Annotated in this window: 26 protein-coding genes; 11 read left to right on the forward strand and 15 right to left on the reverse strand. The window is 64.3% G+C overall.

All coding sequences use genetic code 11. The features are described from left to right. Nucleotides 1-138 precede the first annotated feature (138 nt). Nucleotides 139-726 (forward strand): J domain-containing protein, encoded by a 588-nt coding sequence (locus LCL94_RS10945; RefSeq protein ID WP_224832223.1) that lies wholly within the window; start codon nucleotides 139-141, stop codon nucleotides 724-726. On the opposite strand, the gene LCL94_RS10950 is transcribed toward LCL94_RS10945, so the two are convergent. The 4 genes from LCL94_RS10950 to LCL94_RS10965 all read right to left on the reverse strand — a co-directional run bounded on the left by LCL94_RS10950 (nucleotide 723) and on the right by LCL94_RS10965 (nucleotide 6,940). After that, nucleotides 723-2,291, reverse strand: a complete 1,569-nt coding sequence (locus tag LCL94_RS10950; RefSeq protein ID WP_224832224.1) for a cryptochrome/photolyase family protein — start codon at nucleotides 2,289-2,291, stop codon at nucleotides 723-725. The two genes, LCL94_RS10945 and LCL94_RS10950, sit on opposite strands and share 4 nt — an antisense overlap. 32 nt (nucleotides 2,292-2,323) lie before the next feature. Further along, entirely contained in the window at nucleotides 2,324-2,944 is a 621-nt protein-coding gene (locus LCL94_RS10955; RefSeq protein WP_224832225.1) for an SOS response-associated peptidase, read from the reverse strand. Between the two features lie 100 nt (nucleotides 2,945-3,044). Further along, nucleotides 3,045-4,679 carry a hypothetical protein gene (locus LCL94_RS10960; protein ID WP_224832226.1) on the reverse strand — a complete coding sequence of 545 codons (1,635 nt, stop codon included), beginning with the start codon at nucleotides 4,677-4,679 and terminating at the stop codon, nucleotides 3,045-3,047. A gap of 95 nt (nucleotides 4,680-4,774) precedes the next feature. Then, nucleotides 4,775-6,940 carry a primosomal protein N' gene (locus LCL94_RS10965; protein WP_224832707.1) on the reverse strand — a complete coding sequence of 722 codons (2,166 nt, stop codon included), beginning with the start codon at nucleotides 6,938-6,940 and terminating at the stop codon, nucleotides 4,775-4,777. A gap of 66 nt (nucleotides 6,941-7,006) precedes the next feature. Between LCL94_RS10965 and LCL94_RS10970 the strand changes: the two genes are divergently transcribed. Beyond that, nucleotides 7,007-7,702, forward strand: a complete 696-nt coding sequence (locus LCL94_RS10970) for a DUF4197 domain-containing protein (protein WP_224832227.1) — start codon at nucleotides 7,007-7,009, stop codon at nucleotides 7,700-7,702. 83 nt (nucleotides 7,703-7,785) lie between these two features. Continuing rightward, nucleotides 7,786-8,109 (forward strand): ArsR/SmtB family transcription factor, encoded by a 324-nt coding sequence (locus LCL94_RS10975; protein ID WP_160606367.1) that lies wholly within the window; start codon nucleotides 7,786-7,788, stop codon nucleotides 8,107-8,109. On the opposite strand, the gene LCL94_RS10980 is transcribed toward LCL94_RS10975, so the two are convergent. Then, nucleotides 8,084-9,346, reverse strand: coding sequence for a metal-dependent hydrolase family protein (locus LCL94_RS10980; RefSeq protein ID WP_224832228.1), 1,263 nt, complete (start codon nucleotides 9,344-9,346; stop codon nucleotides 8,084-8,086). The two genes, LCL94_RS10975 and LCL94_RS10980, sit on opposite strands and share 26 nt — an antisense overlap. A 154-nt stretch (nucleotides 9,347-9,500) precedes the next feature. Further along, the gene (locus LCL94_RS10985; RefSeq protein WP_224832229.1) at nucleotides 9,501-9,875 is read right to left on the reverse strand and encodes a VOC family protein; all 375 of its coding nucleotides are present in this window, start codon (nucleotides 9,873-9,875) and stop codon (nucleotides 9,501-9,503) included. Nucleotides 9,876-9,991: 116 nt separating this feature from the next. On the opposite strand from LCL94_RS10985, the gene soxR reads away from it, so the two are divergent. Further along, nucleotides 9,992-10,429 carry a redox-sensitive transcriptional activator SoxR gene (gene soxR / locus LCL94_RS10990; protein WP_224832230.1) on the forward strand — a complete coding sequence of 146 codons (438 nt, stop codon included), beginning with the start codon at nucleotides 9,992-9,994 and terminating at the stop codon, nucleotides 10,427-10,429. 87 nt (nucleotides 10,430-10,516) lie between these two features. Further along, nucleotides 10,517-10,924, forward strand: coding sequence for a TonB family protein (locus LCL94_RS10995; RefSeq protein ID WP_224832231.1), 408 nt, complete (start codon nucleotides 10,517-10,519; stop codon nucleotides 10,922-10,924). Here LCL94_RS10995 and LCL94_RS11000 read toward each other — a convergent pair. The 3 genes from LCL94_RS11000 to LCL94_RS11010 all read right to left on the reverse strand — a co-directional run bounded on the left by LCL94_RS11000 (nucleotide 10,921) and on the right by LCL94_RS11010 (nucleotide 15,692). Then, nucleotides 10,921-11,448, reverse strand: a complete 528-nt coding sequence (locus tag LCL94_RS11000) for a SixA phosphatase family protein (protein WP_224832232.1) — start codon at nucleotides 11,446-11,448, stop codon at nucleotides 10,921-10,923. The genes LCL94_RS10995 and LCL94_RS11000 overlap by 4 nt on opposite strands. Next, nucleotides 11,445-14,198, reverse strand: coding sequence for an ATP-dependent DNA helicase (locus tag LCL94_RS11005; RefSeq protein WP_224832233.1), 2,754 nt, complete (start codon nucleotides 14,196-14,198; stop codon nucleotides 11,445-11,447). Before LCL94_RS11005 ends, LCL94_RS11000 begins: the two co-directional genes overlap by 4 nt. 285 nt (nucleotides 14,199-14,483) lie before the next feature. After that, nucleotides 14,484-15,692, reverse strand: a complete 1,209-nt coding sequence (locus tag LCL94_RS11010; protein ID WP_224832234.1) for a methionine gamma-lyase — start codon at nucleotides 15,690-15,692, stop codon at nucleotides 14,484-14,486. 116 nt (nucleotides 15,693-15,808) lie between these two features. Between LCL94_RS11010 and LCL94_RS11015 the strand changes: the two genes are divergently transcribed. Then, nucleotides 15,809-16,258, forward strand: a complete 450-nt coding sequence (locus LCL94_RS11015) for an Lrp/AsnC family transcriptional regulator (RefSeq protein ID WP_160606375.1) — start codon at nucleotides 15,809-15,811, stop codon at nucleotides 16,256-16,258. Here the strand turns inward: LCL94_RS11015 and LCL94_RS13490 are convergent. Continuing rightward, on the reverse strand, nucleotides 16,255-17,226 hold the full coding sequence (locus tag LCL94_RS13490) for a DUF3137 domain-containing protein (protein ID WP_224832235.1): 972 nt from the start codon (nucleotides 17,224-17,226) through the stop codon (nucleotides 16,255-16,257). The genes LCL94_RS11015 and LCL94_RS13490 overlap by 4 nt on opposite strands. A 65-nt stretch (nucleotides 17,227-17,291) precedes the next feature. Between LCL94_RS13490 and LCL94_RS11025 the strand changes: the two genes are divergently transcribed. Next, nucleotides 17,292-17,849: a LemA family protein gene (locus LCL94_RS11025; RefSeq protein WP_224832236.1), complete on the forward strand. Its 558-nt coding sequence runs from the start codon at nucleotides 17,292-17,294 to the stop codon at nucleotides 17,847-17,849. Between the two features lie 191 nt (nucleotides 17,850-18,040). Continuing rightward, nucleotides 18,041-19,243, forward strand: a complete 1,203-nt coding sequence (locus tag LCL94_RS11030; RefSeq protein ID WP_160606378.1) for a type III PLP-dependent enzyme — start codon at nucleotides 18,041-18,043, stop codon at nucleotides 19,241-19,243. Between the two features lie 6 nt (nucleotides 19,244-19,249). Here the strand turns inward: LCL94_RS11030 and LCL94_RS11035 are convergent, their stop codons facing one another. From LCL94_RS11035 to murI, 5 genes are all read right to left on the reverse strand, one after another. Further along, nucleotides 19,250-20,038, reverse strand: coding sequence for a hypothetical protein (locus LCL94_RS11035; RefSeq protein ID WP_224832237.1), 789 nt, complete (start codon nucleotides 20,036-20,038; stop codon nucleotides 19,250-19,252). A 62-nt stretch (nucleotides 20,039-20,100) separates the two neighbouring features. Further along, nucleotides 20,101-20,796: a nitroreductase gene (locus LCL94_RS11040; protein ID WP_224832238.1), complete on the reverse strand. Its 696-nt coding sequence runs from the start codon at nucleotides 20,794-20,796 to the stop codon at nucleotides 20,101-20,103. A gap of 70 nt (nucleotides 20,797-20,866) precedes the next feature. After that, nucleotides 20,867-21,145, reverse strand: a complete 279-nt coding sequence (locus LCL94_RS11045; RefSeq protein WP_224832239.1) for a YdeI/OmpD-associated family protein — start codon at nucleotides 21,143-21,145, stop codon at nucleotides 20,867-20,869. A 4-nt stretch (nucleotides 21,146-21,149) separates the two neighbouring features. Continuing rightward, nucleotides 21,150-22,370, reverse strand: a complete 1,221-nt coding sequence (gene hemA, locus LCL94_RS11050) for a 5-aminolevulinate synthase (protein WP_160606383.1) — start codon at nucleotides 22,368-22,370, stop codon at nucleotides 21,150-21,152. 106 nt (nucleotides 22,371-22,476) lie between these two features. Next, nucleotides 22,477-23,271 carry a glutamate racemase gene (murI, locus tag LCL94_RS11055; RefSeq protein WP_224832240.1) on the reverse strand — a complete coding sequence of 265 codons (795 nt, stop codon included), beginning with the start codon at nucleotides 23,269-23,271 and terminating at the stop codon, nucleotides 22,477-22,479. Nucleotides 23,272-23,385: 114 nt separating this feature from the next. On the opposite strand from murI, the gene plsY reads away from it, so the two are divergent. From plsY to LCL94_RS11070, 3 genes are all read left to right on the forward strand, one after another. Continuing rightward, complete coding sequence (plsY, locus tag LCL94_RS11060) at nucleotides 23,386-23,985, forward strand: glycerol-3-phosphate 1-O-acyltransferase PlsY (protein ID WP_224832241.1); 600 nt, start codon at nucleotides 23,386-23,388, stop codon at nucleotides 23,983-23,985. Further along, nucleotides 23,982-25,100, forward strand: coding sequence for a DNA-processing protein DprA (dprA, locus tag LCL94_RS11065; protein WP_224832242.1), 1,119 nt, complete (start codon nucleotides 23,982-23,984; stop codon nucleotides 25,098-25,100). Before plsY ends, dprA begins: the two co-directional genes overlap by 4 nt. A 93-nt stretch (nucleotides 25,101-25,193) precedes the next feature. Then, entirely contained in the window at nucleotides 25,194-26,177 is a 984-nt protein-coding gene (locus LCL94_RS11070; protein WP_224832243.1) for a hypothetical protein, read from the forward strand. Nucleotides 26,178-26,415 lie beyond the last annotated feature (238 nt).

Consider the following 26,415-nt stretch of genomic DNA (forward strand, 5'->3'; position numbering starts at 1 on the left):
CCTTTGACAACGCTCGTCTATCGCGGAAAATAAAGCCCATAAGTCGCGCTCTGCCATTGGCGGATTAGAACAATTTTCGTGTGGCTCCCGCTGTTATGCTGCGGGTGCGAATAAATACAGGTTCACGCGGATTGGGCGATGGATAGCGGACAGGAATTCGTAGATTATTATGCGCTGCTTCAGGTCAATCCGACCTGCGATGCGAAGATGCTGGAAAAGGCATACCGCTATTCTGCGCAGATGTATCACCCGGACCACACCGACACCGCCGATGTCGACAAGTTCCAGGAAATAATCGCCGCCTACAGCGTCCTCCGGAACCCGGAAAAACGGGCGGAATACGACCGTGTCTACCGCGAACACAACAAGGGTGCGTTCTTCGCCTTCCCCGCCAACGAAGCGGTCCAGATAACCGAGGAATCGGCAATCGAGGACGCCGAAGCGCACGAGAAAATCCTGTTCCACCTCTACAAGCAGCGTCGTGAAAGCGCGACCGATCCGGGCGTGATGGGGTACTACCTCCAGCGAATGCTCGACTGCTCTGACGAGAATTTCGAGTTCCACGCGTGGTACCTGAAGTCCAAGGGGTTCATCGAGATCACCCAGGAAGGCAAGCTCGCCATCACTATCGACGGCGTCGACCACGTCATCTCGATGAGCCGGACCGCAGAGGCTGAAAAGCTGCTCATCGCGCAGGCCAAGACCGGCACAGACGAGGCTGCCTAGGCGCGGGCCCAACCTTTCTTCGCCGGGGTGAGGCGGGCAAGAATCGCGTCCGCGCTGTCGAGATATTCCCGGCGCTTTTCGGCGTCCATCCTGTCCCAGGTCGAATAGATCCTCCCGATCCGTGCGTTGCGTTCCAGCCGCTCGCGGTGGCGGTCCATGAAATGCCAGTACAGCGGGTTGAAGGGGCAAGCGTCGGGTCCGGTTTTCTTGCTGACCACATAACGGCAGCCGGAGCAGTAATTGCTCATCTTGTTGATGTAATTGCCGGACGCGGCATAGGGCTTGGAAGCCAGCTTGCCGCCATCCGCATACAGGATCATTGCGGCCACATTGGGCAGTTCGACCCATTCATAGGCGTCAGCGTAGACGACCAGGAACCAGTCCTGCACCTCCTGCGGGTCGATGCCGGCAAGCAGGGCGAAATTGCCGAGGACCATCAGGCGCTGGATATGGTGGGCGTGCGCATTGTCGCGCGTCGAGCGGATGCAGTCGGCAAGGCAGGCCATGTCCGTATCTCCGGTCCAGTAGAATTCCGGCAGTTTGCGCCTTGCGTCCAGCTCGTTCGCCGATTGCAGCCGCGGCATCTGGTGCCAGTAGAACCGCCGGACATATTCGCGCCAGCCGATGATCTGGCGGATGAAGCCTTCGACCGAATTGAGCGGAGCCCGGCCATCGCGGTACGCCTTTTCTGCGCGGCGACACAGTTCGAGCGGGTCGAGCAGGCCGAGGTTGATGCTGGTCGAAAGCATCGAATGGAACAGATCGTCCTCGCCTGCGATCATGGCGTCCTGATACGGTCCGAAACATTCGATACGCTCTGCAAAGAAGGCATCGGCCGCCTCTTCGGCCTCTTCGCGCGTGACCGGCCATTCGAACCGCTCGAGGCTGCCGAAGTGGTCGCCGAACCGCTCCTCGACGAGAGCGATGACCTCCCCGGTGATGTCGTCCGGCTCGAACTTCGGGCGTTCGGGCGCTGACAGGCCTTCCTTGGGCGGCTTGCGGTTCTCGCTATCGTAATTCCACTCGCCGCCTTCAGGATCGTTATCGTTCATCAGCAGGCCGGTCTTGCGGCGCATCTCGCGGTAGAAGTACTCCATCCGCAGTTCCTTGCGCCCTTCGGCCCAGTCATCGAATTCCGCCTGGGTGGAAACGAACCGGTCATCCGGCAGGATGAGAACTTCGCAGGGAAACTTGTCGGCCCACTGGTCGAAATCCTCTCGCAAGCGCCATTCGCCCGGCTCAACGACATGAATGGCCCGGGGTGAATGCTCCTTCACCGCCCGGGCGACCTCGCCGGTCAGACTGCCCGCATTGTGCTCGGCTTCGAGCCGCACGTATTCGACCGTCCACCCCGCATCGCGCAGCTCGGCGGCGAAGTGGCGCATGGCGGAAAAGACCAGCACGATCTTCTGCTTGTGGTGCCGGACGTAAGTCGCCTCGTCCCAGACTTCCATCATCAGGACCACCGTATCGTCCTTCGACCTGCCCCTCAGGCTGGCGAGGTCGCGGGTCAACTGGTCGCCGAGGATGGGGACGAGGATCGGGCCGCCGGTAGTGTCTGCCATGCGCCCTCAATGCGCGAGGATAGCGCCGGTGCCTAGAAGAGAGACGATTGCGCGGATTGCCCGGCCCACGGGATGTCCGTGCGGTCGATCGCCAGTTCGCCAGCGAACGGTCGGCACAGGGCAAAGGCATCGTCCGGCGAGCCGTCCATCCACGTCTCGCGGTCGCTCTCCGTCAGGATCACGGGCATCCGGTCATGGATTGCGGACATCTGCTCCGATGCATCGGTCATGACCATCGAATAGCAGTCGCCCCATTCCGCGCTCTTTCGCCAGATCCCGGCGACCGTGAACACCTCGCTGCCCGGCAGTGTCATCCAGGTCCGGGTCATTGACCCCTTGGGCCCTTGCGCTTCGGCAAAGCCTTCCAGCGGAATCAGGCATCGCCGCTCAATGAAGCTGCTCTTCCAGAACGGGCCGGACAACTTGTCGGTCCGCGCATTGTTGACCGGCTTGGGCTTGAGCGGCTGGCCCTTCGCGCCCTTGCGCGGCAGCGGAAAGCCCCAGGTCATCGTCTCGACCTTGCCGCCGGCAAGAACGAGGCCGGAATATCCCGGATAAATCTCGCCGCCCGCATTGCTGCCGATTTCCGCCACCAAGTCGAACAGCTGGGCGACTTCGGTCGCGTTCTTGGTCATGCGGTAGAGGTTGCACATAGGCTCCGGCTATCGCTTCAAAAGCGCTTGGGCTCAATCCTTCTTGCCGCAACACAGTCGTGAAAGGGCGGCGGACGACCGGCGCCCGCCGTTCATGGGATCAGGCGGTCTCGGTGCTTTCGCCGCAATCGGAACCTTCTGTGCCTTCTCCGTCGGCTGCCGGTTCTGCATCGTCCTTGGGCTCTTCCTCCTTCTCTTCGGAGGCCGGATGCTTGGGCTTGAGGCGCTTGAGCAGCGGTTCCTTGTCGCCCTTTTCGAACAGGTCGAGTTCATAGGAGAGGCAGCGGGCTACGCGGGTGCCGTGACCCGTCTGGATCAGCGGGTTGAGAAGCGACTTGGTGATGCCGATTTCGCCTTCGAGCAGGAACATGTGCGCCAGAGTCTGGCGGATGCCTGTATCGAAAGGCGCGTACTGATAGGCGCTTTCGAGAGCGTTCTTGGCTGAATCGGGTGCTTCTTCGCCCGACAGCAAATAGGTCAGGTAATAGCCGTAGAGCGGGACCGGATGGTCGTTCTCCATGTTGTTGGCCGCGATGAAACGTTCGCGCGCCTGCGCCATCATTGCCTTGTCGTCGAGCGAACGCATCAACGAGGTGTTGGCCAGGTTGATCGCGGCTTCGGTCGAGTCTGGATTGATGGCGAGTGCCTTGTTCGAGAGTGCTTCCGCTTCGGTGTAATTCTTGTTGTCGAACTCGACCTCGGCTGCGGCAAGGAGCACCGGCACGCTTTGCGGGAATTGTTCGACCAGCGCACGCGCCTTCGGGAGCTGCTTGGCTGCCGCCTTTTCGTCGACGCCAACTTTCGATTCGATCATCAGGTCGATACGCGCTTCCTCGTCGGCGCTGAGCTGGCGGATCTTCACCTTCGGCTTTTCGGCGTTCATGTAAGGCACCTTGAGTACCTTGGCCGAGCCGCGGCGATAGGAGTCCAGTTCCTTCTCAAGCTGGTCGAGATCGCCGAAAGCGGCCTTGGCCGCGTCGAGCCGGCCTTCGCCGCGAGCAAGGCGCGTGACGTAATCGGTGATCTGCGGGCGGCGTTCCGGGGTGAAGTTCAGCAGGCTGGCGAGCAGCCAACCGTGACCATAGGTGCGCGCAACCGTTTCACGATCGGGTTTCGCCGGCGGATCCATCATCTTCTCGACGTCGAGATTGACCGCCATGATTTCCAGGCTCCGCCACGTTGGCGCATCGCCGATCACGAAGCGGTTTCCTTCCGAGCGCAGCGTCGAAAACACCTCTGCAAAGCCTTCGCGGTACCAAGCGGGGTACGGGGCGTTGCGGTGCTGGAACATGAAATAGTGCACGTATTCGTGGAACAGGACGGCCTTGGGTTCCAGCTCCAGTCCGCTGAAACGGTCCTGGTTGCTGCGTTCGTAGGTCACGTTCTGACGGCGAGGGACGAAGGCGTAGGAACCCGAGGCGCGGGGGATGAAAAACCCGCCGATGCCGCTGCCCGGTTGGCCGGCCAGGACAGCCATGTCGCGTGTCTCGCCGAAGCGGAAAACGATGACCTTGGAGGAGGGCGGCAGGCTGCCGTCGTCAGGTCCGACGCCGCTGATGATGCGCAGGACCTCGTCCAGCCGTTCCAGGTCCTGGGCGAATTCTTCCGTGCTCGACTTGGAATCGCGCGAATAGATCTTGAAGTGATCGGTTTCGGCAAGGAACCAGTCGGCGGCATGGGCCGGCATGGCAACGAGAGCTGCGAAAGCAGCAAGAATTTTGGCGAAAAGACGCATGTGCAGACCCCAACTTTGTGCGGGTCGGCCACTGTGTCGGCCATGCAGTCCCCGCGAATCCCTGTGGAGGATGCTAATCGAGAGAACCGGCCAAATCAAACAAAGGAATAGGGGTCGATATCCACACCCACACGCACGCCCGGCGGGTGGTCAATGCTGCCTAGCCAGCGCCTGATTACGTCCTGCAGTTGCACCGAACGGCGCGCATTCATGAGCAGGCGATAACGATAGCGGCCACGGAGAAGCGCCATAGGAGCGGGCGCGGGGCCGAGGATCATGAGATCGTCCACCTGCGGGCGGGTATCGCCGATCCTGCGCGCGGCCTCGCGGGCTTCCGCCTCGTCTTCAGAGGAAATGATGATCGACGCCCAGCGACCAAAAGGCGGGGCACCGGCTTCGCGGCGCATCTCGGTCTCGACCGAGTAAAACGCATCGCGATCGCCTGCTGCCAGGGCGGAAATCACGCTGGCTTCGGGATGCCGCGTCTGGATCAGGACCTCCCCCGGCTTTTCCCCGCGACCTGCACGGCCTGCGACCTGCGCGACCTGTTGGTAGGTCCGCTCGCCCGCCCTCAGGTCGCCGCCTTCAAGGCCGAGGTCGGCGTCGACTACGCCGACCAGCGTCAGCTCGGGAAAGTGGAAGCCCTTGGTCACGAGCTGTGTGCCGACGATCACGTCGATGGCGCCGCCTTCGACCTGCGCGATGAATTCGGCGGCGCGTCCGGGCGAATTGAGCGTATCCGATGTCGCCACGAACACCCTTGCGTCGGGCAAACGCTCCGCAATCTCGTCCGCAATTCGTTCAACCCCGGGTCCGCAAGCGACAAGGCAATCCGGTTCGCCGCATTCGGGGCACCGATCGGGGCTGGGGGTCTCGTGGCCGCAGTGGTGGCAGGCGAGGCGGCGGGTGAAACGGTGTTCGACCAGCCATGCGCTGCAATTGGGGCACTGGAAGCGGAAACCGCAATTCCGGCAGAGCGTGAGCGGGGCATAGCCGCGGCGATTGAGGAACAGGAGCGACTGTTCGCCCCGTTCGAGGCGCTCCGCGATGCCGTCGACCAGCCGCTGGGCGAGCCACATGCCGTGCGGCGGTTTCTCCTGCGTGAGGTCGACGAGGTCGATGGAGGGCAGCTCGGCGCCGCCGAAACGGCTGGGCAGGTCGAGCTTCGCGTAGACCCCGCTCTCGGCCATTTGCAGGCTTTCGAGGGCCGGCGTCGCGCTAGCGAGCACCACAGGGATGCCTTCGAAATGCGCGCGCATGACGGCAACGTCGCGGGCGTTGTAGCGCACGCCGTCCTCCTGCTTGAAACTGGTCTCGTGTGCCTCGTCGACGACGATGAAGCCGAGCCTGCGGAACGGCAGGAACAGGGCGGAGCGGGCGCCCACCACCACTTGTGCCTCACCGCTGGCGACATTGCGCCAGGCACGCCGTCGCTCGGTCGACTTGAGCGAGGAATGCCACAGCACCGGCGCCACGCCGAAGCGCTCCTCGAAGCGGTGAAGGAAATTTTCCGTCAGCGCGATTTCGGGGAGCAGGACCAGCACCTGCCGACCCATGCGCAATGCCTCGGCCACGGGTTCGAAATAGGTCTCGGTCTTGCCCGATCCGGTTACCCCGTCGAGCAGGAAGGGCGCGAATTTCGCGTCCCTGACCGCCCTCGACAATGTTCCCGCGGCTTCCGACTGTTCGGGCGAGAGATCGACCTGCGTGAAATCGGGCCGCGCCTCGTCATAGGGCCGGTCGCAGTCGACCTCGACCGGCTCGAGCACGCCCTGGTTTACGAGGCCGCGAAGCACGCCTTCGGACACACCGGCAATTCCGGCAAGCTCGCGGATGGTCGCCTGTTCGCCCTCCAGCGCTTCCATTGCAGCAAGCCGCTGGGGCGTGAGGCGTTCGGGCATGCCGCCGGTCAGGCGGTACTCGGTAATGGTCGCCGGTCCCTTCAGCGCTCCGCCCGACGACAGCGCCATCCGCGCGACGCCTGCCAGCGAGGCGACGTAATAGTCGGCCGTCCATTCGATCAGCCGCCGCAGCGGGGCGGAGAGAGGAGGGACCGGGAGGATTCCCCTGATCGGGCGAAGCTTCTCTGCAGGAACCTCGGTTCCGGGAAGCCGTTCAGCCTCCCAGACGATTCCGATGATCGTGCGCGGGCCGAGCGGGCATTCGACAACGTGGCCCGGTTCGACCTGCATGCCGTCCGGCACCTTGTAGTCGAGCGGGCCGAGAGCGGCATTGAGGACGAGGCAGCGCACGCGGTTCATCGGAGAGTTCATATGGGCGGGCTAGATACCGCGCGACAAGGGTGGGACCTTCGAGGAGTAGATTTAATGAACGATATTCTCGCCACTGCCACCCACCGCCGCAAGTTCCTTGGCGGCCTGACACTGGGCGGCGCTGCGCTGGCGCTGCCAGCCTGCTCGACGCTGGGCGGTTTCAGCCTGGTCGATGCCGTGCAGCGCCTGCTTTACCTGTCGAGCGAGCGTGCCTTTGCGCGCATGCTCGACGAAGGCGGCTTCTGGGACCAGCAAGTCGCACAGGTCGGGCTGGAGAACCTGCTGGGCGCAAGGGGCGGGGTGCTCGGCACGATCCTGACCTCGTCGCTGTTCAAGGACCGGCTGTACGATGCCTTCGGCGATATCGCCTATGAAGGTGCCGAACGGGCCGCGCCCATCGTGACCGACGCGGTTCGCGTGATCGGCATCCAGAACGCCGTGGCGCTGGTGAACGGCGGCCCGACCGCTGCGACGGGTTTCCTGCGCGGCGAAATCGGCACGCGCCTGATCGATGCGATGGTTCCGGAACTGGGCACGGCGATGCGCGTGGCGCAGGACCCGCTGGTGGGCCAGGCGCTGGCCGCCCTGACGGGTGTCAACGTATCGCAGGTCGCAACCCGCGTCGCCGACCGGATCGACGATACGATCTGGAACGAGATCGGCAACGAGGAAGCGGCCATCCGCCGCGATCCGCGCTCCACCCGCGATCCGCTGATCATCGGCGTTTTCGGCGGCGCGCAGGCGTTCTGATCCGCAGCAAGCTGGGGACAAACGGGGCGCGCGGCGGCTCGCAATCTTGAGCGACTCGCCGGGCGCCCGTTAGCCTTGGGTGCATGACGGATACCTTCGTCGCCCTGTCCGATCCCACCCGCCGCCTCCTGCTCGACAGGTTGAGCGAAGAGGGCGGATTGACCCTTTCGGAACTGAGCGAGGAACTGCCGATCACCCGGCAGGCGGTCGCCAAGCACCTTGCCGTGCTGGAAAGCGCGGAACTCGTGGCGAGCGAGCGCGACGGGCGCTGCAAGCGCCACTACCTCAATCCCATGCCGCTGGCTAAAATGGCCAAACGCTGGCTCGTCCGGTTCGAGGACGTGCCGCTGGGCGCACTGGCGGGCTATCACGCCGCGCCGGCTACTCGACCAGCACACCACCCTTGATCACGGCATCGACGTCGGCCAGCTCGCCGACGTCCGCCAGCGGATCGCCGCTGACCGCAATCATGTCGGCCCATGCACCGGGCTTGATGACGCCGACCTGGCCCTTCTGGCCCAGCGCGTCTGCCGCATTGACCGTGGCTGCGCGGATCGCTTCGATCGGGGTCATGCCGTATTCGACCATGACGCGGAACTGACCGCCCACGAGCTCGTGCGGCATGACCGCCGCATCGCTGGCGAAGACCATCTTGACGCCTGCCTTGTGGGCTTTGCGGAAATTGTCGCGCTGCGCCTGGCTGAGGGCGCGTTCCTTGGCGATGTTTTCTTCCAGTACGCCGTTCGCCGCGCCCTGGCTCAGCGTGTATTCGGTGTTGTAGATATCCATCGAGAAGTAGGTGCCGTGTTCCTTGGCAAGCTTGATCGCCTCGTCATCGGCGTAGCTGGCGTGTTCGATCGTGTCGAAGCCTGCACGGATCGCTGCCTTGATGCCATCGGCGCCATGCGCATGGGCGGCTGCCTTCAGGCCCCAGAAATGCGCTTCGTCGGCAATGGCTTTCAGCTCCTCGAGCGTCAGCTGCTGGATGCCCGGCGCGGTGTTGCGGCTGAAGACGCCGCCGGTGGCGCAGGCCTTGATAACTTCCGCCCCGTATTTGCGCTGTTCGCGCACGCGCTTGCGCAGTTCGTCGGGGCTGTCGCCCACCGCCGGGCTCTTCGCATCGAAACTGGGCGGCAGGAATGTCTCGTCGCAGTGGCCACCGGTCGCGCCCAGCGCGTGGTTTGCGTTCACGATGCGCGGACCCGGAATCCAGCCTTCCTCGATCGCCTGGTCGATCCCGGCGACATTGTAATCGCTGTCGCCCACGTTGCGCACGGTGGTGAAGCCGACCTTGAGCATGGTGCGCGCATTGGCGACGCCGATGGCGGTCCAGAAGCGGTCGGTGAACTGGAGGCCGGAATAGCCCCCGTATTCGGGCCGCCCGTCGAGATGGACGTGCATGTCGATGAGACCGGGCAGCAGCGTGTGCCCGGCAAGGTCGATCCGCTTGGCATCGGCCGGTATCGCGCTGCCGGACCCGACGCTGGCCACCTTGCCGTCCACCACCGTCACTACCGGATTTTCGACGAAGCGGCCCGTTTCGACATCGAGCATACGATCGGCGGTAACCACGACGGTTTCGGCGGCAGCGGGTGCGGCGTAAAGCGCGATTGCGGCGGCGGCGCAGCGAAGGACGGGCTTCATTCTCTCATTCCCCTGAAGGCGGCACGACGCGCCGCGGCCGGCAAGTCATACAGGATGCGGCCTTGGGGGGAAGGGGCGTGTTTGCAGCTTCGTGCGAGAGGCCTTCAGGGGGCGGTGGCGGGCCAGTGCGAACAGCGGGCGGCGGGGTATGACCTCATTCATAACTGACCACCTCGAACTCGATCCCGTCCCAGTCGAAGAAGTAGAAGCAGCGCGGGCCGGGTTCGTATTTGCCGTGGCTGAAGGGTTCGAGCCCGTGGCGCACCACGACTTCTTCTGCCGCGTCGAGATCGTCGACCATGAAGGCGATGTGGTTGAGCGGCTGGCCCTTGCGGTAGTCGCCGGAGACGCCGGGATTGGTGTAGAGCGAGACGTAATTGTCCTCGCCGCCGATATGGATCGTCCGGCCATCGTTCATGGACGGTCCGCTCCAGCGTTCGTGCCAGCCGAGCAGCTCTGCCAGCAGGGCGGCGCTGCGGTCGGGATCGGTGACGGAAATATTGGCGTGTTCGATACGGCCCTTGGGCATCGCGGTTCTCCTTGTCTGCACGGACCGGAAAGCCGGCCCGCGATGTGCGATGCAGGGACATATGCAACCTCAAGCTAAGTTGAGGTCAAGGTTTGAATTTGCTATGACGGTAATCGATGAAAGCGAACGACCTGCTTACGATCGGCGAACTGGCGCGGCGCACCGGCCTGTCTGTCTCGGCCATCCGCTTCTACGAAGACAAGGGGCTAGTCGCGGCGCTACGCACGTCGGGCAACCAGCGGCGTTTCCTGCGCGGTGACATCAGGCGGCTCAGCTTCATCCTCATCGCGCAAAGGCTCGGCCTGTCGCTGGCGGAGATCGAGCAGGCGATGGCCTCGCTACCGCAGGGGCGGACGCCGAATGCGGCGGACTGGAAGACAATCAGCCGCACAGTGCGCGAGCGCATCGAGGCGCAGATCGCGGCGCTGGAGAAGGTCCGCGAAGACCTCGACGGCTGTATCGGCTGCGGCTGTCTCAGCCTGAAGAAATGCGCGCTCTACAATGCGGACGACCGGTGGGGCGAGAGCGGCAGCGGGCCGCGCGTGCTGCGGTAGTTCCTGTATCCACGGGATAGATAACGAACTATCCTGCTCATCGTGAGAGCGCGGTCCTTTTCCAGTCTGATAGTCGGGGGTGCGCTGGTGGCTGCGCCCGTCGCGCCTGTGCTGGCGCAGCAGAAGGCCGAAAATTCCACGCTCAACTCAGCAGATGCTGGCTGGCGGGATGCCGCCCGCAGGTGGAGCCTGCGGGTCGCGAGCCGGGCGCAGCAGATCTACCAGCTTGAAGTCGTTCGGCTGGGCTTCGAGGGCCGGGTGGAGGCGATGTTCAGGATCGGCGTCGACGGAACGGTGCGCGACTGCGCCGTGCACCGGTCGAGCGGAGCAGCCGAGCTCGACGCCCTGGTTTGCAGGGCCATAGCGCAATCGCCGCCCGCGCCCGTCAATTTGGACGCCGGAGGCCAGGCACAGGAAGTGGCCGTTGTGCTCCCGGTGGAGTTCGTCATGGTCGACGATTTGCCCCCTGCGGAAGAGGGCAGCGAAACGGACTAGTATTCCGGCCCAAGCTCCGCATCGAGATCGCGAGGGCGGGCGAAATGGACCAGTTTGCCGCAGCCTTCCTGCAGGTCGGCCCAGCTGTCGATATCGAGCTCGAAGACCGCAAAGGCAGCGGTCGGGAATTTCACCTTCGCTTCGTCGAACAGGTCGTTCTCGTTCCTGGGTGAAACCAGTTCGAACACCATGTCGCCGAAACCGGGATTGTGGCCTGCCAGCAGCAGGGCATCGACGCTGTCGTCGGTTTCGCCGATCACGTCGCAGATCGTCTCGGTGGAGGCGAGGTAGAGGCGGCGATCCCATTCGGGCTCGGGCCCTACGGCCGCTTCGCCAAGCGTGAGTTTCACCCGCTCGGCAGGGCTTGCCACGAGCCGGTTCCACTTCACCCCGTGATCGCGGATATGTTCGCCGATCAGGCGCGCTCCCTTGCGGCCGCGCGCATTCAGGCCCCGGTCGAAATCGCGCTTGTCGCTCTGCCCCCAATCGGACTTGGCATGGCGCAATAGGCCCAGGATCTTCACGAGGATTCGCTCTCCGCAGCTTCGAATGCCTTCGTTCCAACACCCTTAGCGACGCGCTGTAAAGCCTCGTCGAGCGTGACGCGTAAAACAGGCGTGCCTTCGGGAAAGGCCGACAGCAAGCGGCTGGGAAACGCGGGTGAGAGCACGACGAAATGGCCCGAATCCTCGCGGCTGCGGATGAGCCGCCCGAAGGCCTGCGCAAGACGCGCGCGGATGATGCGGTCGTCGTAACGCTGTGCCCCGCCTTCTTCCTCTGCGGCGGCGGCACGGCGCGCGCGGTGGAGGATGGTGGGGCGCGGCCACGGCACGCTTTCCATGACCACGCAGCGCAGCGAGCGGCCGGGCACGTCCACCCCGTCGCGCAGGGCATCGGTGCCAAGCAGGCTGGCGCGGGGATCGTCGCGGAAAATGTCGGTCAGCGTGCCGGTATCGATCGGGTCGACGTGCTGGGCATAAAGCGGCAGGCCCGCCCGGGCGAGCCGGTCGGCAATGCGGCCATAGACGGCCCGCATGCGCCTGATGGCGGTGAACAGGCCGAGCACGCCGCCATCGCTCGCCTCGATCAGGCGGGCATAGGCGCCGGCGAGCGCGGGGATGTCGCCCTTGCGGATATCGGTCACAATCAGGACCTCGGCGCGCCCCGCATAGTCGAAGGGGCTGTCCGCCTGCTGGGTCTTGGGCACCAGTTCGAGGTGCGGGGTGCCGCTCTTGGCGATGGCGTGGGGCCAGTCGGGCCCGCTCTCGTCGCGATCGGTCAGCGTGGCGCTGGTCAGCATGACGCCGTGTGCCGGTTCGAGCACGACCTTGGCGAAGGGCTTCATCGGGTCGAGCCAGTGACGGTAGATGCCGACATCGAATTCGCGCGCGTCGTTCCGGTCCACCGCCAGCCAGTCGACGAATTCCGGGTCCGAGGGGCCGCCGAGGCGCGACAGCAGGGCTTCCCATGCCGCGATGAGGTCCACCCGCCAGGCGAGCGAATGGCGCGCGCCTTCGATCCGTGCGCGGCCTTGTCCGTCGAGCCAGTCGGGCGCGTCTTCCAGCACCGCTTCGAGGCGGCCTGCCAGCTTGAGCAGGGGCGAGCGGATTGCGGCAAGCGCCTGCGCCGCGGTGCCTGCCGCCTCGACCAGTTCGCCGGGAAGCTGGGAGGTCTCGGTCTCGATCCCGTATCCCGCCTCCTGCCCGCTTTCATCGCGCGCATAGGTGACGGCGCGGACCTGCGCGAGCAGCGCCTCGAGAGGGCCGAAGGGCGTGCCCTCGACCAGCCGTCCGAGCCAACCGTCGGAAGGCAGCGCCTGCGCCGCTTCGACTGCGGCCTCCACTGCCTCGCCGCCTGCATCGTCATAGCTGGCGACATCGGCGAGGCGTGCAGCAAGGCCTCGGCGCCGCCCGCGGCTGTTCTTTTCTGGCCCGATGATCCAGCGCCGCAGCTCGATGGCTTCCTGCCCAGTCAGCGCAGCCGAGAAGGTGCTGTCGGCCGCGTCGAACACGTGGTGGCCCTCATCGAACACGATGCGCGTGGGCCGCGCATTCGGATCGCGCCCGCGGGCAGCATTGACCATCACCAGCGCGTGGTTGGCGATGACGAGATCGGCCTGCGCCGCGTTCCGTGCGCTGCGTTCGATGAAGCATTTGCGGTAATGCGGGCAGCCCGCATAGACGCATTCGCCCCGCTGGTCGGTCAGGGCCGCGATGCCGCGCTTGCGGAAAAGCGTTCCCAGCCAGCCGGGCAGGTCGCCGCCGATCATGTCGCCGTCCTGCGTATAGGCGGCCCAGCGCGCGATTAGCTGTGCCAGCACTGCGGGCCGGCCCGAGAAGCCGCCCTGCAGCGCATCTTCAAGGTTCAACAGACAGAGATAGTTCTCGCGCCCCTTGCGCACGACCACGGGGGGCGAGCCGTCGGGCCGCGTGGCCGGCCAGGCCCGCGTGCTTTCGCGGCGCAGCTGGCGCTGGAGGTTCTTGGTATAGGTGCTGACCCAGACCGTTCCGCCCGATTTCTCTGCCCAGAGCGAGGCGGGAGCAAGGTAACCCAGCGTCTTGCCGATGCCCGTTCCTGCCTGCGCGAGGAGGACATGGGGCCGCTTTTGCCGGTCGCGCGGCGAGAAGACATGGCCTGCCCCGCGCGAGAACAGCCTTTGCCCGTCGCGCCGTTCCGCCCCTTCACCGGTCAGCCGTTCAAGCTGCGCTTCGATTTCCGGCTCGTCGATCAGGACCTGTGCGGGTTGGGGGCGCTCTGCCGCCTCTTCCCATTCGGGAAGCTTGGTGAAGAGCCATTTCTCGGCCTTTTGGGGCTTGCGCACATGGGGGGCGAGCACGTTCGCCCATGGCCAGCGCAGCCGCGTCAGAGATTGCAGCGTCGACCACGCGCCCTCGCGTTCCGACCAGCCATCGCTTTCGCATGTCGCAACCAGCGCGCCTGCCGCCTTTTGCAGGAGCAAAGGCACGTCCGCGTCGTCTGCAGGCTCTTCCAGCTCAAGTGCGTGGGCCAGCCCCTTCGGCGTGGGAACGCAAAAGCGGGCCGGATGGACGAAGGCGAAAAGCTCTAGCAGGTCGAGGCCGGACAGATCTGGATAGCCCAGCCTACTCGCCACGAGCGGCGCGTTCATCATCAGGAGCGGCGTGTCGGCAGCCGCCATGACCGCCTCGCCCTTGGAACAGCCGCGCGTCGATCCGTTCGCATCGCGTAGCCAGGTTCCGGCATGGCTGGCGTGGAGGGCAGGAAGGGGCAGCGGCTGGCTCACGGATTCGACCATGCAAAGACCGGAACGAAAAGTAAACAGAAGCGCGAAAAAGCCTTCTGAAGACCGCACGGTTTATCGCAAATATTTTGCAAGCCAACCGATGTGGCACGCCAACAATCTATAAAATACAGGAAGTTAGGCGTTCCTGAATGGCAGCTTTCTGGAACCGGGTCCGCAATCCTACCGTTTCACTCACAACGATTTGGGCTGCGACAGCCTGAACACTCTCCCCGACCCCTCAACAGGTGTCGCAGCGGTAGGGGCGTCCTCCCGAAAGGGTGGGGCGCCCCTATTGGCCTATGCCGCGATCGCAAGCTCCGATGCAGCGAGTGCCTGCTCGAGGTCGGCGAAGATGTCCTCAGCCTCCTCCAGCCCGATGGACAGGCGCAGCAAGCCTTCGCCGATGCCGTGGGCCGCGCGCTCTTCGGGCGTGTAGGTGGAATGGGTCATGCTGGCCGGGTGCTGGATCAGCGTTTCGGCATCGCCGAGCGAAACGGCACGGATGATCATCTCGAGCCGGTTCATGAAGCGGATGCCCTGGTCGTAACCGCCCACGAGGTCGAAGGCGATCATCCCGCCCGGAAGCGCCATCTGCCGCGTCGCCAGTTCGTGCTGGGCGAAGCTTTCCAGACCCGGATAGTGGACCGCTGCGACCTGCGGCTGCGCTTCGAGCCATTGCGCGACTTCCAGCGCGGTGCGGCTGTGGCGTTCCATGCGCAGGGCAAGCGTCTTGAGGCCGCGCATGATCAGCGTGGCGGTGAAGGGGCTCATGACGGCCCCCGTCATGTCCTTCAGGCCTTCGAGGCGGACCTTCTGCATCATCCCGGCACTGCCCGCGACAAGCCCTCCGACAAGGTCGCCATGACCGCCGAGGTATTTCGTCGCGGAATGGACGACGATGTTGGCGCCAAGCTCGATCGGGCGCGTGAGGGCAGGCGTCGCATAGGTGTTGTCGACCACCACCTGCGCACCGTGGCGCTTCGCCACCGCGCTGATCGCGGCGATGTCGACGAGCCGCATGTTAGGGTTGGCCGGAGTTTCAAAATACACCACTTTGACGCGATCGTTCATGGCTGCTTCCAGCGCGGCGGGATCGGTCAGGTCGACGTGGATGACCTTGACCCCGAACTTCGCCAGCCCGTGCCGGAAGAAGGCGAAGGTGCAGCCGTAGAGCGTCTCGTCGGTGACGATTTCGTCGCCTGCCTCGAGGATGCTCCACATGACCGCCGTGATCGCGCCCATGCCGCTGGCGGCGGCAACGCCCGCTTCCGCTCCTTCGAGTACGGCCAGGCGCTGCTCCAGCAGGTCCACCGTGGGATTGGAAATGCGCGAATAGAAATAGCCCGGCTGCTCGCCGGCGAAGATGGCGCCGCCCTGTTCGGCGCTTTCAAAGGCAAAGGTGGACGCAAGGTGCATGGGCGGCGTGAGGGCGCCCTGGTTTTCGGCTGGATCGTAACCGTGATGGATGGCGCGGCTTGCGAAACCGGAAAGTTTGGTGCGACTCATAATATGCCTCTTTGCATGCGTTTGAGGCCAATATACCGATGCAGCTGTGGCATTTCCCTGCAAAGTGTGCCAATTTCATGGGTGAAATTGGCATATCCTGCTAACAAGAGGGCGGTATGGACGGGAAAGATCGCCAGATCCTGAGAGAGCTGCAGCGCGACGGGCGCCTCACCAATGCGGAGCTGGCGGACCGCGTCAACCTGTCGCCTTCGCCCTGTCTGCGGCGCGTGAGGAACCTGGAGAAGGCGGGTGTCATCGAACGCTATGTCGCGCTCGTCGACCGCGAGGCGGCAGGCTATCCGGTGACCGCTTTCGTGCAAGTGACGCTGGCGCGCCATGACCGCGAGGTGGTCGATACTTTCGAGCAGCGAGTGCGCGAAACGCCGCAGATCCTGTCCTGCCACCTGCTGACCGGGAGCTCGGATTACCTGCTGCAGATCGTGGTCGCCGGCCTCGACGATTACGAGACCTTCATGCGCGAAACGCTTCACACCACGCCTGGCATCGCGACCATCAACACCAGCTTCGTCTACGGCACCGTGAAGGACACGGTCGAGCTTCCCTAGAGGCGGGTTGCGGGCGTCCGCACCTGGTCCGACCGTATGCGGTTCAAAGCCAGCGCCGCGTCGGCGAGCTGGGCGAACTGGCGGATCGTCTCGCGCACGAGATGGGCATCCTCGTGGTGGTCGAGCGAGCCGCTTTCGAACATGTCCCCGCCGTTGATCGCCATGACCATCGTGCCGCCGGTGAAGAGGACCGAGCTGTCCCTGCCGCCGAACGCGCTCTCCATCGCCAGCAGCCGCTCGATATATTCGGGATGCATCATCCAGCGCGCTTCGGTCTGGTCGGTGGAATAGACGTCGTAGCGGTCCTCGAATTCGGGGCTCACCATCTGCGCGCGGTCGAGGATCGTCCCCTCGACCTTGATCGTGTCCTTTGCCCCGCCGAAGAACTTGCTGAACTGCCCGTCGGGGGCGAGCAGGGTGGTGCCGTGAAACCTTTCCTCGAAACCGATCGACAGGATCGCGCCGCGAAAAACCGTGACCCAGCGCTGGTTCTTGCCCGAGCCGCGCCGCTCCTCGAGATGCGCCTCGTGCAGCAGGAAGGGATGCGGCCCTGCATGGCCCGACCACAAGTCCTCGAAGCTCGAGCGGTCGTGCGAAGGCAGCATGCGAAAGGCGCGCGTCTGCTCGAATGCCTCGCTGCCCTCGCAGTCATGGCAATATTCCAGCCCCAGCGACTTCGCGATGGCTTCGTTGATGCCCGATTTGACCTGCTTCTTCGCATCGAATTTCGGTTTCTGGGTCCACGCCCACGCGAGGCCTCCTGCGACCACCCAGACGAATATAGGAATGTCGAAGGGCGAGAAGCCGAACACCCAGAGCGCGCCCAGCAAGGGCAAGAGGACAATGGCGATATTGAAGATGCGGTTGTTCGATTTCTCGATCGCGAGCCGGCGCGTGGTGCGCTGACCATCCAGCCATTCGCCCAGTTCGCCCGCCATCAGCCGATCGGCATCGGGATATTCGATCACCCGTACTTTCCCCTTTAACCCTTGCACCCTATCATAGCACCCGACTTGGAATAGGGGGTTAAGACATGGGCGTTTTCGCAATGGTCGTGATCGGCGTCATCGTGCTCGTCGCCATCATGCTGGTGGGCATCTACAACCGGCTGGTCGGCCTGCGGCAGACGGTCAACCAGGGCGTGGCCGATATCGACGCGCAGTTGCGGCAGCGTCACGATCTCATCCCGAATCTCGTCGAAACCGTGAAAGGCTATGCCGGACACGAGAAGGAAACGCTCGACGCCGTGATTTCCGCGCGCAACCAGGCTGCGAACGGCCCGATTACCTCGGGCGACGAACAAGGCCTGCGCGTGGCGCTGGACCGCCTGCTGGCACTGGGAGAGGCCTATCCCGACCTCAAGGCCTCGGCCAATTTCCAGGAACTGCAGCGCGAACTGGCGCATGTGGAAGACAAGCTTGCGGCTGCCCGCCGGGCACTCAATGCCGCGGTTTCGCGCTACAACACGGGCCGCGAGACTTTCCCGGCCGTGCTGTTTGCCGGAATACTGGGCTTCCAGCCGGCCGATTTCCACCGGCTGGACGACAGCGAGAAGGGCACGGTCGACCAGGCGCCCAAGATCGCGTTCTAAGGCGGGCTCGACCCACCGCAGCACAGGCCCGAGACACCCCGGGAAAGGTTGCAATTGCGGGGCAACATTTCACTTGCGATTCATGATGCACGAGATATATGCGCCGCTCCCGCTGCCCCAAGGGGACTTCCTAACCGCAAGGCAGCTTGTCGTTTCATGGTCCGCAAGGACTGTTTAGGGGGTCCCTTGAGTTGCAGCATTTCCCTGACGCCTGGTCCGTAGTTCGCGCGCTCCGCCCGGACGAGCCGATCATTCTCAATCGCCCGCACGCCGCAGCGCGTGCCGCCCGCTTCTTCGTCGAGAAGTTCCCGGGCAAGTCGCTCTATGCGGTCAAGGCGAATCCCTCGCCCGATCTCGTGCAGATCCTGTGGGACAACGGCATCACGCATTACGACGTCGCGTCCATCGCAGAAGTGCGCATGGTGCGGCAGGCGCTGCCCGATGCGACGCTGTGCTTCATGCACCCGGTCAAGTCGCCCGGCGCGATCCGCGAAGCCTATTTCCAGCACGGCGTGAAGACCTTCAGCCTCGATTCGGTCGAGGAACTGGAGAAGATCGTCGATGCGACTCGCGGCGAAGACGGGGAACCGGCTGCCGACCTGCGGCTGTGCGTGCGCCTGCGCGTCTCGTCCGAACACGCGGCCCTCAGCCTTGCTTCCAAGTTCGGCTGCGACCTCACCGAAGCGCCTGCGCTGCTGCAGGAAACCCGCCAGTATGCCGACTGGCTGGGCGTGTGCTTCCACGTGGGTAGCCAGGCGATGAGCCCGTTCGCCTATGTCCAGGCGCTCGACCGCACCCGCGCGGCCATTGCCGAAGCTTCGGTCGTTATCGACATGGTCGATGTCGGCGGCGGTTTCCCGAGCGTCTATCCGGGTATGGAGCCTCCGCCGCTCGAAGACTATTTCACCATCATCCACCAGCACTTCTATGCGCTGCCGATCGCCTACAACGCCGAACTGTGGTGCGAACCCGGCCGCGCGCTGTGCGCCGAATACAGCAGCTTGGTGGTGAAGGTCGAAAAGCGCCGCGGCGAGGAGCTCTACATCAACGACGGTGCCTATGGCGCCCTGTTCGATGCCGCCCATGTCGACTGGAAATTCCCGGTCCGTGCGCTGGAAGAAGACCTGATCAAGCCGGCGACCGATTTCGCCTTCTACGGCCCCACCTGCGACGATGCCGATTTCATGCCCGGTCCGTTTTCCCTGCCGGAAGACATCCAGGCCGGCGATTACATCGAGATCGGGATGCTGGGTGCCTATGGCGCCGCGATGAAGACCGACTTCAACGGCTTCGGCGCGGCCGAGCGTATCATCGTGACGGACGAGCCGATGGCGAGCCTTTACGACGGCAGCCGTGCCCGTCCGGCAGCGGACAACGTCGTCAGCCTGCGCTGACCTCTGTCAGCCGAATTCCTTGCGGTGACTGTCGAGGACGGGCTTTACCCGTCCGAGCGCCTCGCCGATCAGCGTAGGCAATTCCTGCTCGCCCAGCTCCAGCACTGAGTTGTGCGCGGCAGCAACGCGCTTTGCACCCGCCCAATCGATGCCCAGCGCGATGGCCCATTCGCGAAACGCTTCTGCAGCGCCACGCTCTTCTTTCAGCGCCTTGGCAAGGGTGGGGTGAAAATCGAGGCGCTGGTTGATGGGGGCGAGTGAAATCGGGAAGTTCTTGTCGAGGTACATCAGCGTGTCGTCGACATGGATGGTCCCGCTACGGCGGTGATAGGCAAGCACGGACGAGAAGTGCACGCTCTCGTCGTCGCACACCAGCGGAACCCCGGCCGGGACCTTGAAATCGAAGTCGGACCCGAATTCGCGTGCCAGCGCGGGGCTTTCGCAGCGGTCCTCCTGCCACGGCAGGTCCGGCAGGACCGCAAGATGCCTCTTGGTCCCGTAGAGCGCTGCATGCGGATAGGTGCGGTGCATCCATTCGCAATGCAGCGTGTGGAAGGGGTGCAGGTTGAGGATGGCGGAAATCCTGGCGCCGCCGTCGGTCAGCCGATCCACCTCCGCCTGCGCAGGCTCGGGCAGGGTGTAGCTGTCCAGGAAAACGAAATCGCCGCTTTCCAGCCGGACCAGCGACGCCTGCGTGCCCAGGTCGACAAGGCCCTTGGCCTTGAACTGGCCGCGGAAGTGCCAGAAATCCTCACCAAGCCTGGTGAGGCTCTCGTTTGTTTCGGAAGTGCTCATCATCACGCCGAACGGGCGGAAGGTGATTTCTATCCCGGGTAGTCAGCCTTCGCGGCTGGCCATCAGTCGTCGAACCCCACGAAGCGCGCCGCCTCGCTCACCTCGCGGCGGGTAATCTTGACCGGATTGGCGGGGAAATCGGGATCGGGCCAGCCCATGGCGACCGCCTTCATGATGACCTGGTCGTCGGGGATGCTGGCATGCTCGCGAACCACCGGGCTTTGCATGATGCCCTGCGAGTTGATCACGCAGCCTAGACCCCGGCTCCACGCGGCATTGACCAGCGCGGTGGTCACGGCGCCGCAGTCGAAAGCCGTGTCGTCGCTGTCCGAAAGTTCCTTGTCGTAGGTCACGATGACGCAGACGGGGGCATCGAACTGGCGAAACCCGCGCAGCACCCAGTCCTGTCGCTTTTCCTTGTCGTCGCGCTCGATGCCCATCGCTTCGAACAGCTGGATCGCGCAGCCGATCTGCCGTTCGCGGTGGACGCCTTCGAAGGGATGACCGCGGCGGAATTCACGGCTGTCGGGCACGCCGGCTAGGATGTTCTCGGTATTGCCCTTGCGAATGCGGTTGAGCGGATCGCCGGTAATGACGTGGAAGTGATAAGGCTGCGTATTCATCGAGGAGGGCGAGCGCATCGCCAGTTCGAGCACTTCCTCGATCAGCGCACGCGGGACGGGTTTGTCGAGATATCCGCGGATCGACCGACGGCCGCGCACCACCTCTGCGAAAGTCTGTTCCGGATTGCCGCTCATGATTCCTCCTGCTCTCTCGGCAGGAGTGCTAGCCCAAGCTTTGCCGGAGGCAAAATCCCTTACGGCACGGTCATGCATCGACCCACTTGCGCGCGGATTCGCGGCGGTGGGGGCAGCCCGGCCAGCAGCAGGGGCGCTTCTTGCCTTCCAGCACTTCCTCGCGAAGTCGCGCGCGGCGCTTTTGCCTCGTGGCCTCCTGCTTGGCGGAGATGGTCCAGCAGATCCACTCGTTCCGCGCGAGCGGGGTCAGGTCCTGCCACTTGCCAAAAAGCGCTGCATCGCAATCGAGCATGGCCTGGAGCTCGGAAGGGGTGGGGTGGCGAAAGTCCGGATCGGCAGCTTCCGCCATCGGATCACGCGGCCTTGCGCAGTTCCAGTTCCATGCGGTCCCAGATTTCGACCAGCGCGCCTACGAGCTCGTCCATCATGGCTTCGGTATGGGCAGGGCCGGGCGTGAAGCGCAGGCGCTCCGTCCCGCGCGGGACGGTGGGGAAGTTGATCGGCTGCACGTAGACGCCGTATTCGGCGAGCAGGATGTCGCTGATCTTCTTGGCGCGCACCGGATCGCCCACCATCAGCGGGACGATGTGGGTGACGCTGTCCATGACCGGCAGTCCGGCTTCGCGCATCTTCGCTTTCAGATAGGCTGCGGCAGCTTGCTGGGCGTCGCGCTCGACGCTTGATCCCTTGAGATGGCGGACGGCTGCCAGAACGCCTGCGACCAGCACGGGGCTGAGCGAGGTCGTGAAGATGAAGCCCGGGGCATAGGAACGGATGCAGTCGATCACGCGCGTGTCGGCAGCGATATAGCCGCCCATGACGCCGAATGCCTTGCCCAGCGTGCCTTCGATGATGTCGACACGGTGCGCCGCTTCGTCGCGTTCGGTGATGCCGCCGCCGCGTGCACCGTACATGCCGACCGCGTGCACCTCGTCGATATAGGTCAGCGCGTTGTACTTTTCAGCGAGGTCGCAGATCGCGTGGATCGGGGCCACGTCGCCGTCCATCGAATAGACGCTTTCGAAGGCAATCAGCTTGGGCGTGTCGGGATGTTCCGCCTCGAGCAGTTCCTCGAGGTGGGCGAGGTCGTTGTGGCGGAAGACGCGCTTCTCGCAGCCCGAATTGCGGATGCCGGCAATCATGCTGGCGTGGTTCAGCTCGTCCGAGAAGATCACGCAGCCGGGCAGCAGCTTGGCGAGCGTCGACAGAGTCGCGTCGTTGGAGACGTAGCCGCTGGTGAAGAGCAGGGCGCCGTCCTTGCCGTGCAGGTCGGCCAGTTCGCGCTCCAGCTGGATGTGGAGATGCGTGTTGCCGCCGATGTTGCGCGTGCCGCCCGATCCTGCGCCCACGTCGTGCAGCGCCTCTTCCATCGCCTCGATCACCTTGGGGTGCTGGCCCATGGCGAGATAGTCGTTCGAACACCACACGGTGATCGGCTTGGGACCGTTATGGCCGTGGAAGCAGCGCGCGTTGGGGAAGGCCCCCTTGTTGCGCAGGATGTCGATGAACACGCGGTAGCGGCCTTCCGAATGAAGGCGGTCGATCGCTTCGTCGAAGATCTGGTCGTAATTCACGCGGCAAGGGGCCCGTCAGCGCCGCCACGGCGGCCATACATGAGCCGTCACATAAGCGAACGGGGCGGCTTTCGCCACCGCGATCTTTGCGAACGATTCGCAAGGTTCAGAAGCGTTCGAGGCGCTTGATACCGTGCTGGGCGAAGGTTGGGGCGAGCCGCTCGAAATCGGCCAGATCGCCGGTCGTCACCGCAAGGTCCGGCTCGGCGCGGGTGAAGTCCTGCCCCTCGACGAGATGCGCGATGCGGCGCGCGATGCCCGCCGCGCCGTGGACGAAGGTCACGTCCTTCCCGAACGCCTCGCGCAGTTCCGGCTCCAGCAGCGGGAAATGGGTGCAGGCAAGCACGACCGTGTCCATGTTCTCGCCGCCCGGCTGGAGGACGAGGCCGGACGCGGCCCGCGCAACATCGTCCACGCTGATCGCCTCGCCGCGAAGCTTCGCCTCGCCCAGCGCCACGAGGTCGTTCGCACCGTAGCGCAGCAGCACCTTGTCGCTGGCGAACTCACGCTCGAGATCGTCGACATAGCGCTGGCGCACCGTCGCTTGTGTGCCGAGCAGGCCGATCGTGCCTGTCTTCGTAACCGCTGCAGCGGGCTTGATCGCGGGCACGGTGCCGACGATCGGCGTCTCCAGCACCTCGCGCACCATGCCCAGCGCAATCGTGCTGGCGGTGTTGCAGGCGATGCAAATGAGGCGCGGTTGGTAGCGTTCCGCCATACGCCCAAGCAGCCCCGCGACCCGCGCGGCCACCTCCGCCTCGCTTTTAGCGCCATAGGGCAGGCCGGCCATGTCGGCGGCATAGATCACCGGCGCATCGGGCAGCAGCTTGCGCATTTCGGCAAGGACGGTCAGCCCGCCCACGCCGGAATCAAACAGCAGGATCGGGGAAGAAGCGTCCAAAATCGATAGTCCCCTGGCCCCGGCGCTTGTCGAAGGGGCGCGTTTCACATTAGGGCGGTAGAGGTAGAGGGGCGCAGGCTGCAAGCCAAGTCCCGACAGTCGCGGGGAAAAGCAGTGCCGACCGAACTCACCATCACCGTCCTCTGGGCCGCCCTCTTGGGCTACGGCTTCGGTTCCATCCCGTTCGGCCTGATCCTGGCCAAGCTGGCGGGCAAGGGCGATATCCGGACCATCGGCAGCGGGAATATCGGCGCGACTAATGTGCTGCGCACAGGCAGCAAGGGACTGGCTGCGGCAACGCTCCTGCTCGACCTCGCCAAGGGTTTCGTCCCCGTCTGGCTGGCCGGAATGTGGTTCTGGCAGGACATGGGCTGGACTGCGCTCTTCGCGGTGATCGGCCATGCCTTCCCCGTCTGGCTGGGCTTCAAGGGTGGCAAGGGCGTGGCGACCAATGCGGGCGTCAGCTTCGCGCTCGCCTGGCCGATCGGGCTGGCCTACGCCGTGGTCTGGATCGGCATGCTCGCGATCACCCGCATCAGTTCGCTTGCCGGGATGAGCGCGGTGGTAGCCGCTGCCGTCGCCGCATTCGCGCTCGGCGCGCCCACCTTCGCCAAGGTGCTGGCGGTGATCGCTGTGCTGGTCATCTGGCTGCATCGTGAAAACATCCGGCGCCTCGTCGCGGGGACCGAGCCCAAGGTCGGCTCCAAGGGGTGAACGGACTCGCACGGCCGCCAGCGGCATCGCTCACGCAGGAAGAGGCTTTCGCGCGCATCCGGCTGCTGCGTTCGCCCAATATCGGGCCGGTCAGCTATGCCATGTTGCTGGCGCGGTTCGGCACGGCCGTCGCGTCGCTCGATGCCCTGCCGGACCTCGGCAAGCGCGGCGGGCGGCAGTACCGCGCCGCGCCCGCAGACCGGATCGAGCGCGAGGTCGATGCCGTCAGGCGGGCAGGGGCCAAGTACCTCTTCCACGACCAGCCCGATTTCCCGGCGCTGCTGGCCCAAGTGGACGGCGCCCCGCCGATCCTGACCTATCGCGGCGACCTGTCGCTGGCCTCTGCTCCCTGCGTGGCCATGGTCGGCGCGCGCAATGCCAGCGCGGCTGCCGTGAAACTGGCGCGCGAATTCGGGAAAGGTCTGGCTGGGGCGGGTTTTACCGTCGTTTCCGGCCTTGCGCGGGGCATCGACGGCGCAGCGCACGAGGGGGCCTTCCCGCGCACCATCGGCGTCATCGCCAGCGGTATCGACATCGCCTATCCGCCGCAGCACGAGGTCTTGCAGGAACGGATCGCGAGCGAGGGCCTGCTGATCGCAGAGCAGCCCCCCGGCACCGAACCACGCGGCAGCCACTTCCCCAGCCGCAACCGCATCATCGCAGGGTTGGCCAGCGGGACCCTGGTGGTCGAGGCGGCGGTCAAGTCCGGCAGCCTCATCACCGCACGGCTGGCGGGCGAGGCGGGGCGCGAGGTCATGGCGATCCCCGGGTCCCCGCTCGAAGCGCGCAGCCACGGCTGCAATCACCTCATCCGCGAGGGCGCGGTGCTGGTGCAGTCGCCGGAGGACGTGGTGGAACTGCTCACGGGCTTCGACGGCACTCCGCGCTCGACCTTCCGCGAGCCGGTGTCGCAATTCGATTTCGAGCCGGGCGAAATGGCCGAGGCGCAGCCGGCCGACATCGCCTCGCTACTGACGACCGCGCCGGTCGCCATCGACGAACTCATCCGCCAGTCGGGCGAAAGTGCGGCGGCCGTGCAATTGGCGCTGCTGGAACTGGAAATCGCCGGACGGCTGGAGCGGCATGCTGCGGGGAGGGTTAGTTTGGCGGGTTAAACTCCGAGGATCCCGAAGGTTGTCGAGCCTATACAAGCAATCCGGCGCGTTCTGTTTCAATGGAACTCCCATCAAGTGCAGATGGGGGAAGTAATGACAAACTCTATAAAGTCTCTTTTGGCAGTCTTCGCGCTGCTGTTTTTTGGACTTTCTTCGGCTTATGCCAAGGACGACGCGCCGGTAAAGGTCAAGGACAAGGGCGCCATGCAAGGCGCATCTCAGGTTTCGATCGTTGCCTTCAATGTCGGCTTCATTTTCGAATCGGTTGATCAGACCAAGTCGACTGGCGGGCTGATGGGTGCCTTCGGGGGTACCACCAAGGCACAAAGCACACTGGACGGCGTCACTCCCGAAATGATGCAGCAGATTACCGATGCGGCATACGCCGACTTCATCGCCAAGCTGGCTGCCAACGGGGTGACGGTCGTGCCTGCGGATTTTGCTAACCTGAAGGGCAAACACGGCCCCAGCGAGGAGAACATTCAGCTCGAAAAGAAGAGCAAGGGGAAGGCAATGTTCTATTCCCCGACCGAACTGCCGATGCAGGTTTTCCTGACCGGGGATGTGGCGCAGCGCCAAAGCTTCGGCAATTTCGGCGATGCAGGTCGTGCGGGACAGAACACGTTCGCCGTCCAGAGTGCAGCCAAGGCATCGGGCATCCCGGCGATCGGCGCTGTCTACCTCATCGACTTTTCCGACCAAAAACGTCCCGGTGCCTTCAGCTTTGGCGGCAGCTTGAAGGTGAATGCCAACCTGTCGGTGGTGCCGGATTATTCGAGTATCTCGGTCTATGGCGCCAACGGCAAGCAGAACGAAATCGTGCTGAACATGCCGGTATCGGTGGACGGCGAGTTCATCGAAGTGGCCGACGGCAGCAGTGGCAGCGAGAAAGCCGTGCAGTCGGCGGCAAACGTCGCCGGCGGGATTGCCGCAGCGGTTGGAATCGGATTGCCGCGCTTTGGCAAGACCCGCAAGTTCACGTTCACCGCCAACGACGAGAATTACCAAGCCGGCGCGATCGCTCTTGCCGGGGCGACAAACGATCTGGTGATCGGTTACCTGAACCAACAGCGCTGATGCGGTGAGTCGCATTGTCCCAAGTCGCAACGAACCGGCCAATTTGGGGGGTCAGGCTGACGGGCCCTGACGCTTGCAAGTGACCCGAAAGGCACGAGGGATCTGTCTTCCCGCGAAATCGGACCTCAGGCCCGGATTTGGCATTTGCTGGATCCGGGCTTTTTCTAAGCTTGACGCCTTCCGAACCCGCCCCCCATTTTCGCGCGTATACGCATACGTACACGTAAGGGACCGATTT

The organism is Qipengyuania gaetbuli (genome assembly GCF_020171365.1).
Classification (GTDB): domain Bacteria; phylum Pseudomonadota; class Alphaproteobacteria; order Sphingomonadales; family Sphingomonadaceae; genus Qipengyuania; species Qipengyuania gaetbuli_B.

Coding starts and splice junctions, on each gene's coding strand:
- LCL94_RS10955 (WP_224832225.1), bottom strand. CDS start 2,944: ATGTGCAACCTCTACCGCATGACCAAGAACGCGACCGAAGTCGCCCAG.
- LCL94_RS10945 (WP_224832223.1), top strand. CDS start 139: ATGGATAGCGGACAGGAATTCGTAGATTATTATGCGCTGCTTCAGGTC.
- LCL94_RS11025 (WP_224832236.1), top strand. CDS start 17,292: ATGGGCGTTTTCGCAATGGTCGTGATCGGCGTCATCGTGCTCGTCGCC.
- LCL94_RS11045 (WP_224832239.1), bottom strand. CDS start 21,145: ATGGCGGAAGCTGCCGATCCGGACTTTCGCCACCCCACCCCTTCCGAG.
- LCL94_RS10980 (WP_224832228.1), bottom strand. CDS start 9,346: ATGAAGCCCGTCCTTCGCTGCGCCGCCGCCGCAATCGCGCTTTACGCC.
- LCL94_RS10985 (WP_224832229.1), bottom strand. CDS start 9,875: ATGCCCAAGGGCCGTATCGAACACGCCAATATTTCCGTCACCGATCCC.
- LCL94_RS11070 (WP_224832243.1), top strand. CDS start 25,194: ATGACAAACTCTATAAAGTCTCTTTTGGCAGTCTTCGCGCTGCTGTTT.
- LCL94_RS11040 (WP_224832238.1), bottom strand. CDS start 20,796: ATGAGCGGCAATCCGGAACAGACTTTCGCAGAGGTGGTGCGCGGCCGT.
- LCL94_RS11035 (WP_224832237.1), bottom strand. CDS start 20,038: ATGAGCACTTCCGAAACAAACGAGAGCCTCACCAGGCTTGGTGAGGAT.
- LCL94_RS10960 (WP_224832226.1), bottom strand. CDS start 4,679: ATGCGTCTTTTCGCCAAAATTCTTGCTGCTTTCGCAGCTCTCGTTGCC.
- LCL94_RS11015 (WP_160606375.1), top strand. CDS start 15,809: ATGGACGGGAAAGATCGCCAGATCCTGAGAGAGCTGCAGCGCGACGGG.
- LCL94_RS11005 (WP_224832233.1), bottom strand. CDS start 14,198: ATGGTCGAATCCGTGAGCCAGCCGCTGCCCCTTCCTGCCCTCCACGCC.
- LCL94_RS11010 (WP_224832234.1), bottom strand. CDS start 15,692: ATGAGTCGCACCAAACTTTCCGGTTTCGCAAGCCGCGCCATCCATCAC.
- LCL94_RS10970 (WP_224832227.1), top strand. CDS start 7,007: ATGAACGATATTCTCGCCACTGCCACCCACCGCCGCAAGTTCCTTGGC.
- LCL94_RS10950 (WP_224832224.1), bottom strand. CDS start 2,291: ATGGCAGACACTACCGGCGGCCCGATCCTCGTCCCCATCCTCGGCGAC.
- soxR (WP_224832230.1), top strand. CDS start 9,992: ATGAAAGCGAACGACCTGCTTACGATCGGCGAACTGGCGCGGCGCACC.
- LCL94_RS10965 (WP_224832707.1), bottom strand. CDS start 6,940: ATGAACCGCGTGCGCTGCCTCGTCCTCAATGCCGCTCTCGGCCCGCTC.
- LCL94_RS10975 (WP_160606367.1), top strand. CDS start 7,786: ATGACGGATACCTTCGTCGCCCTGTCCGATCCCACCCGCCGCCTCCTG.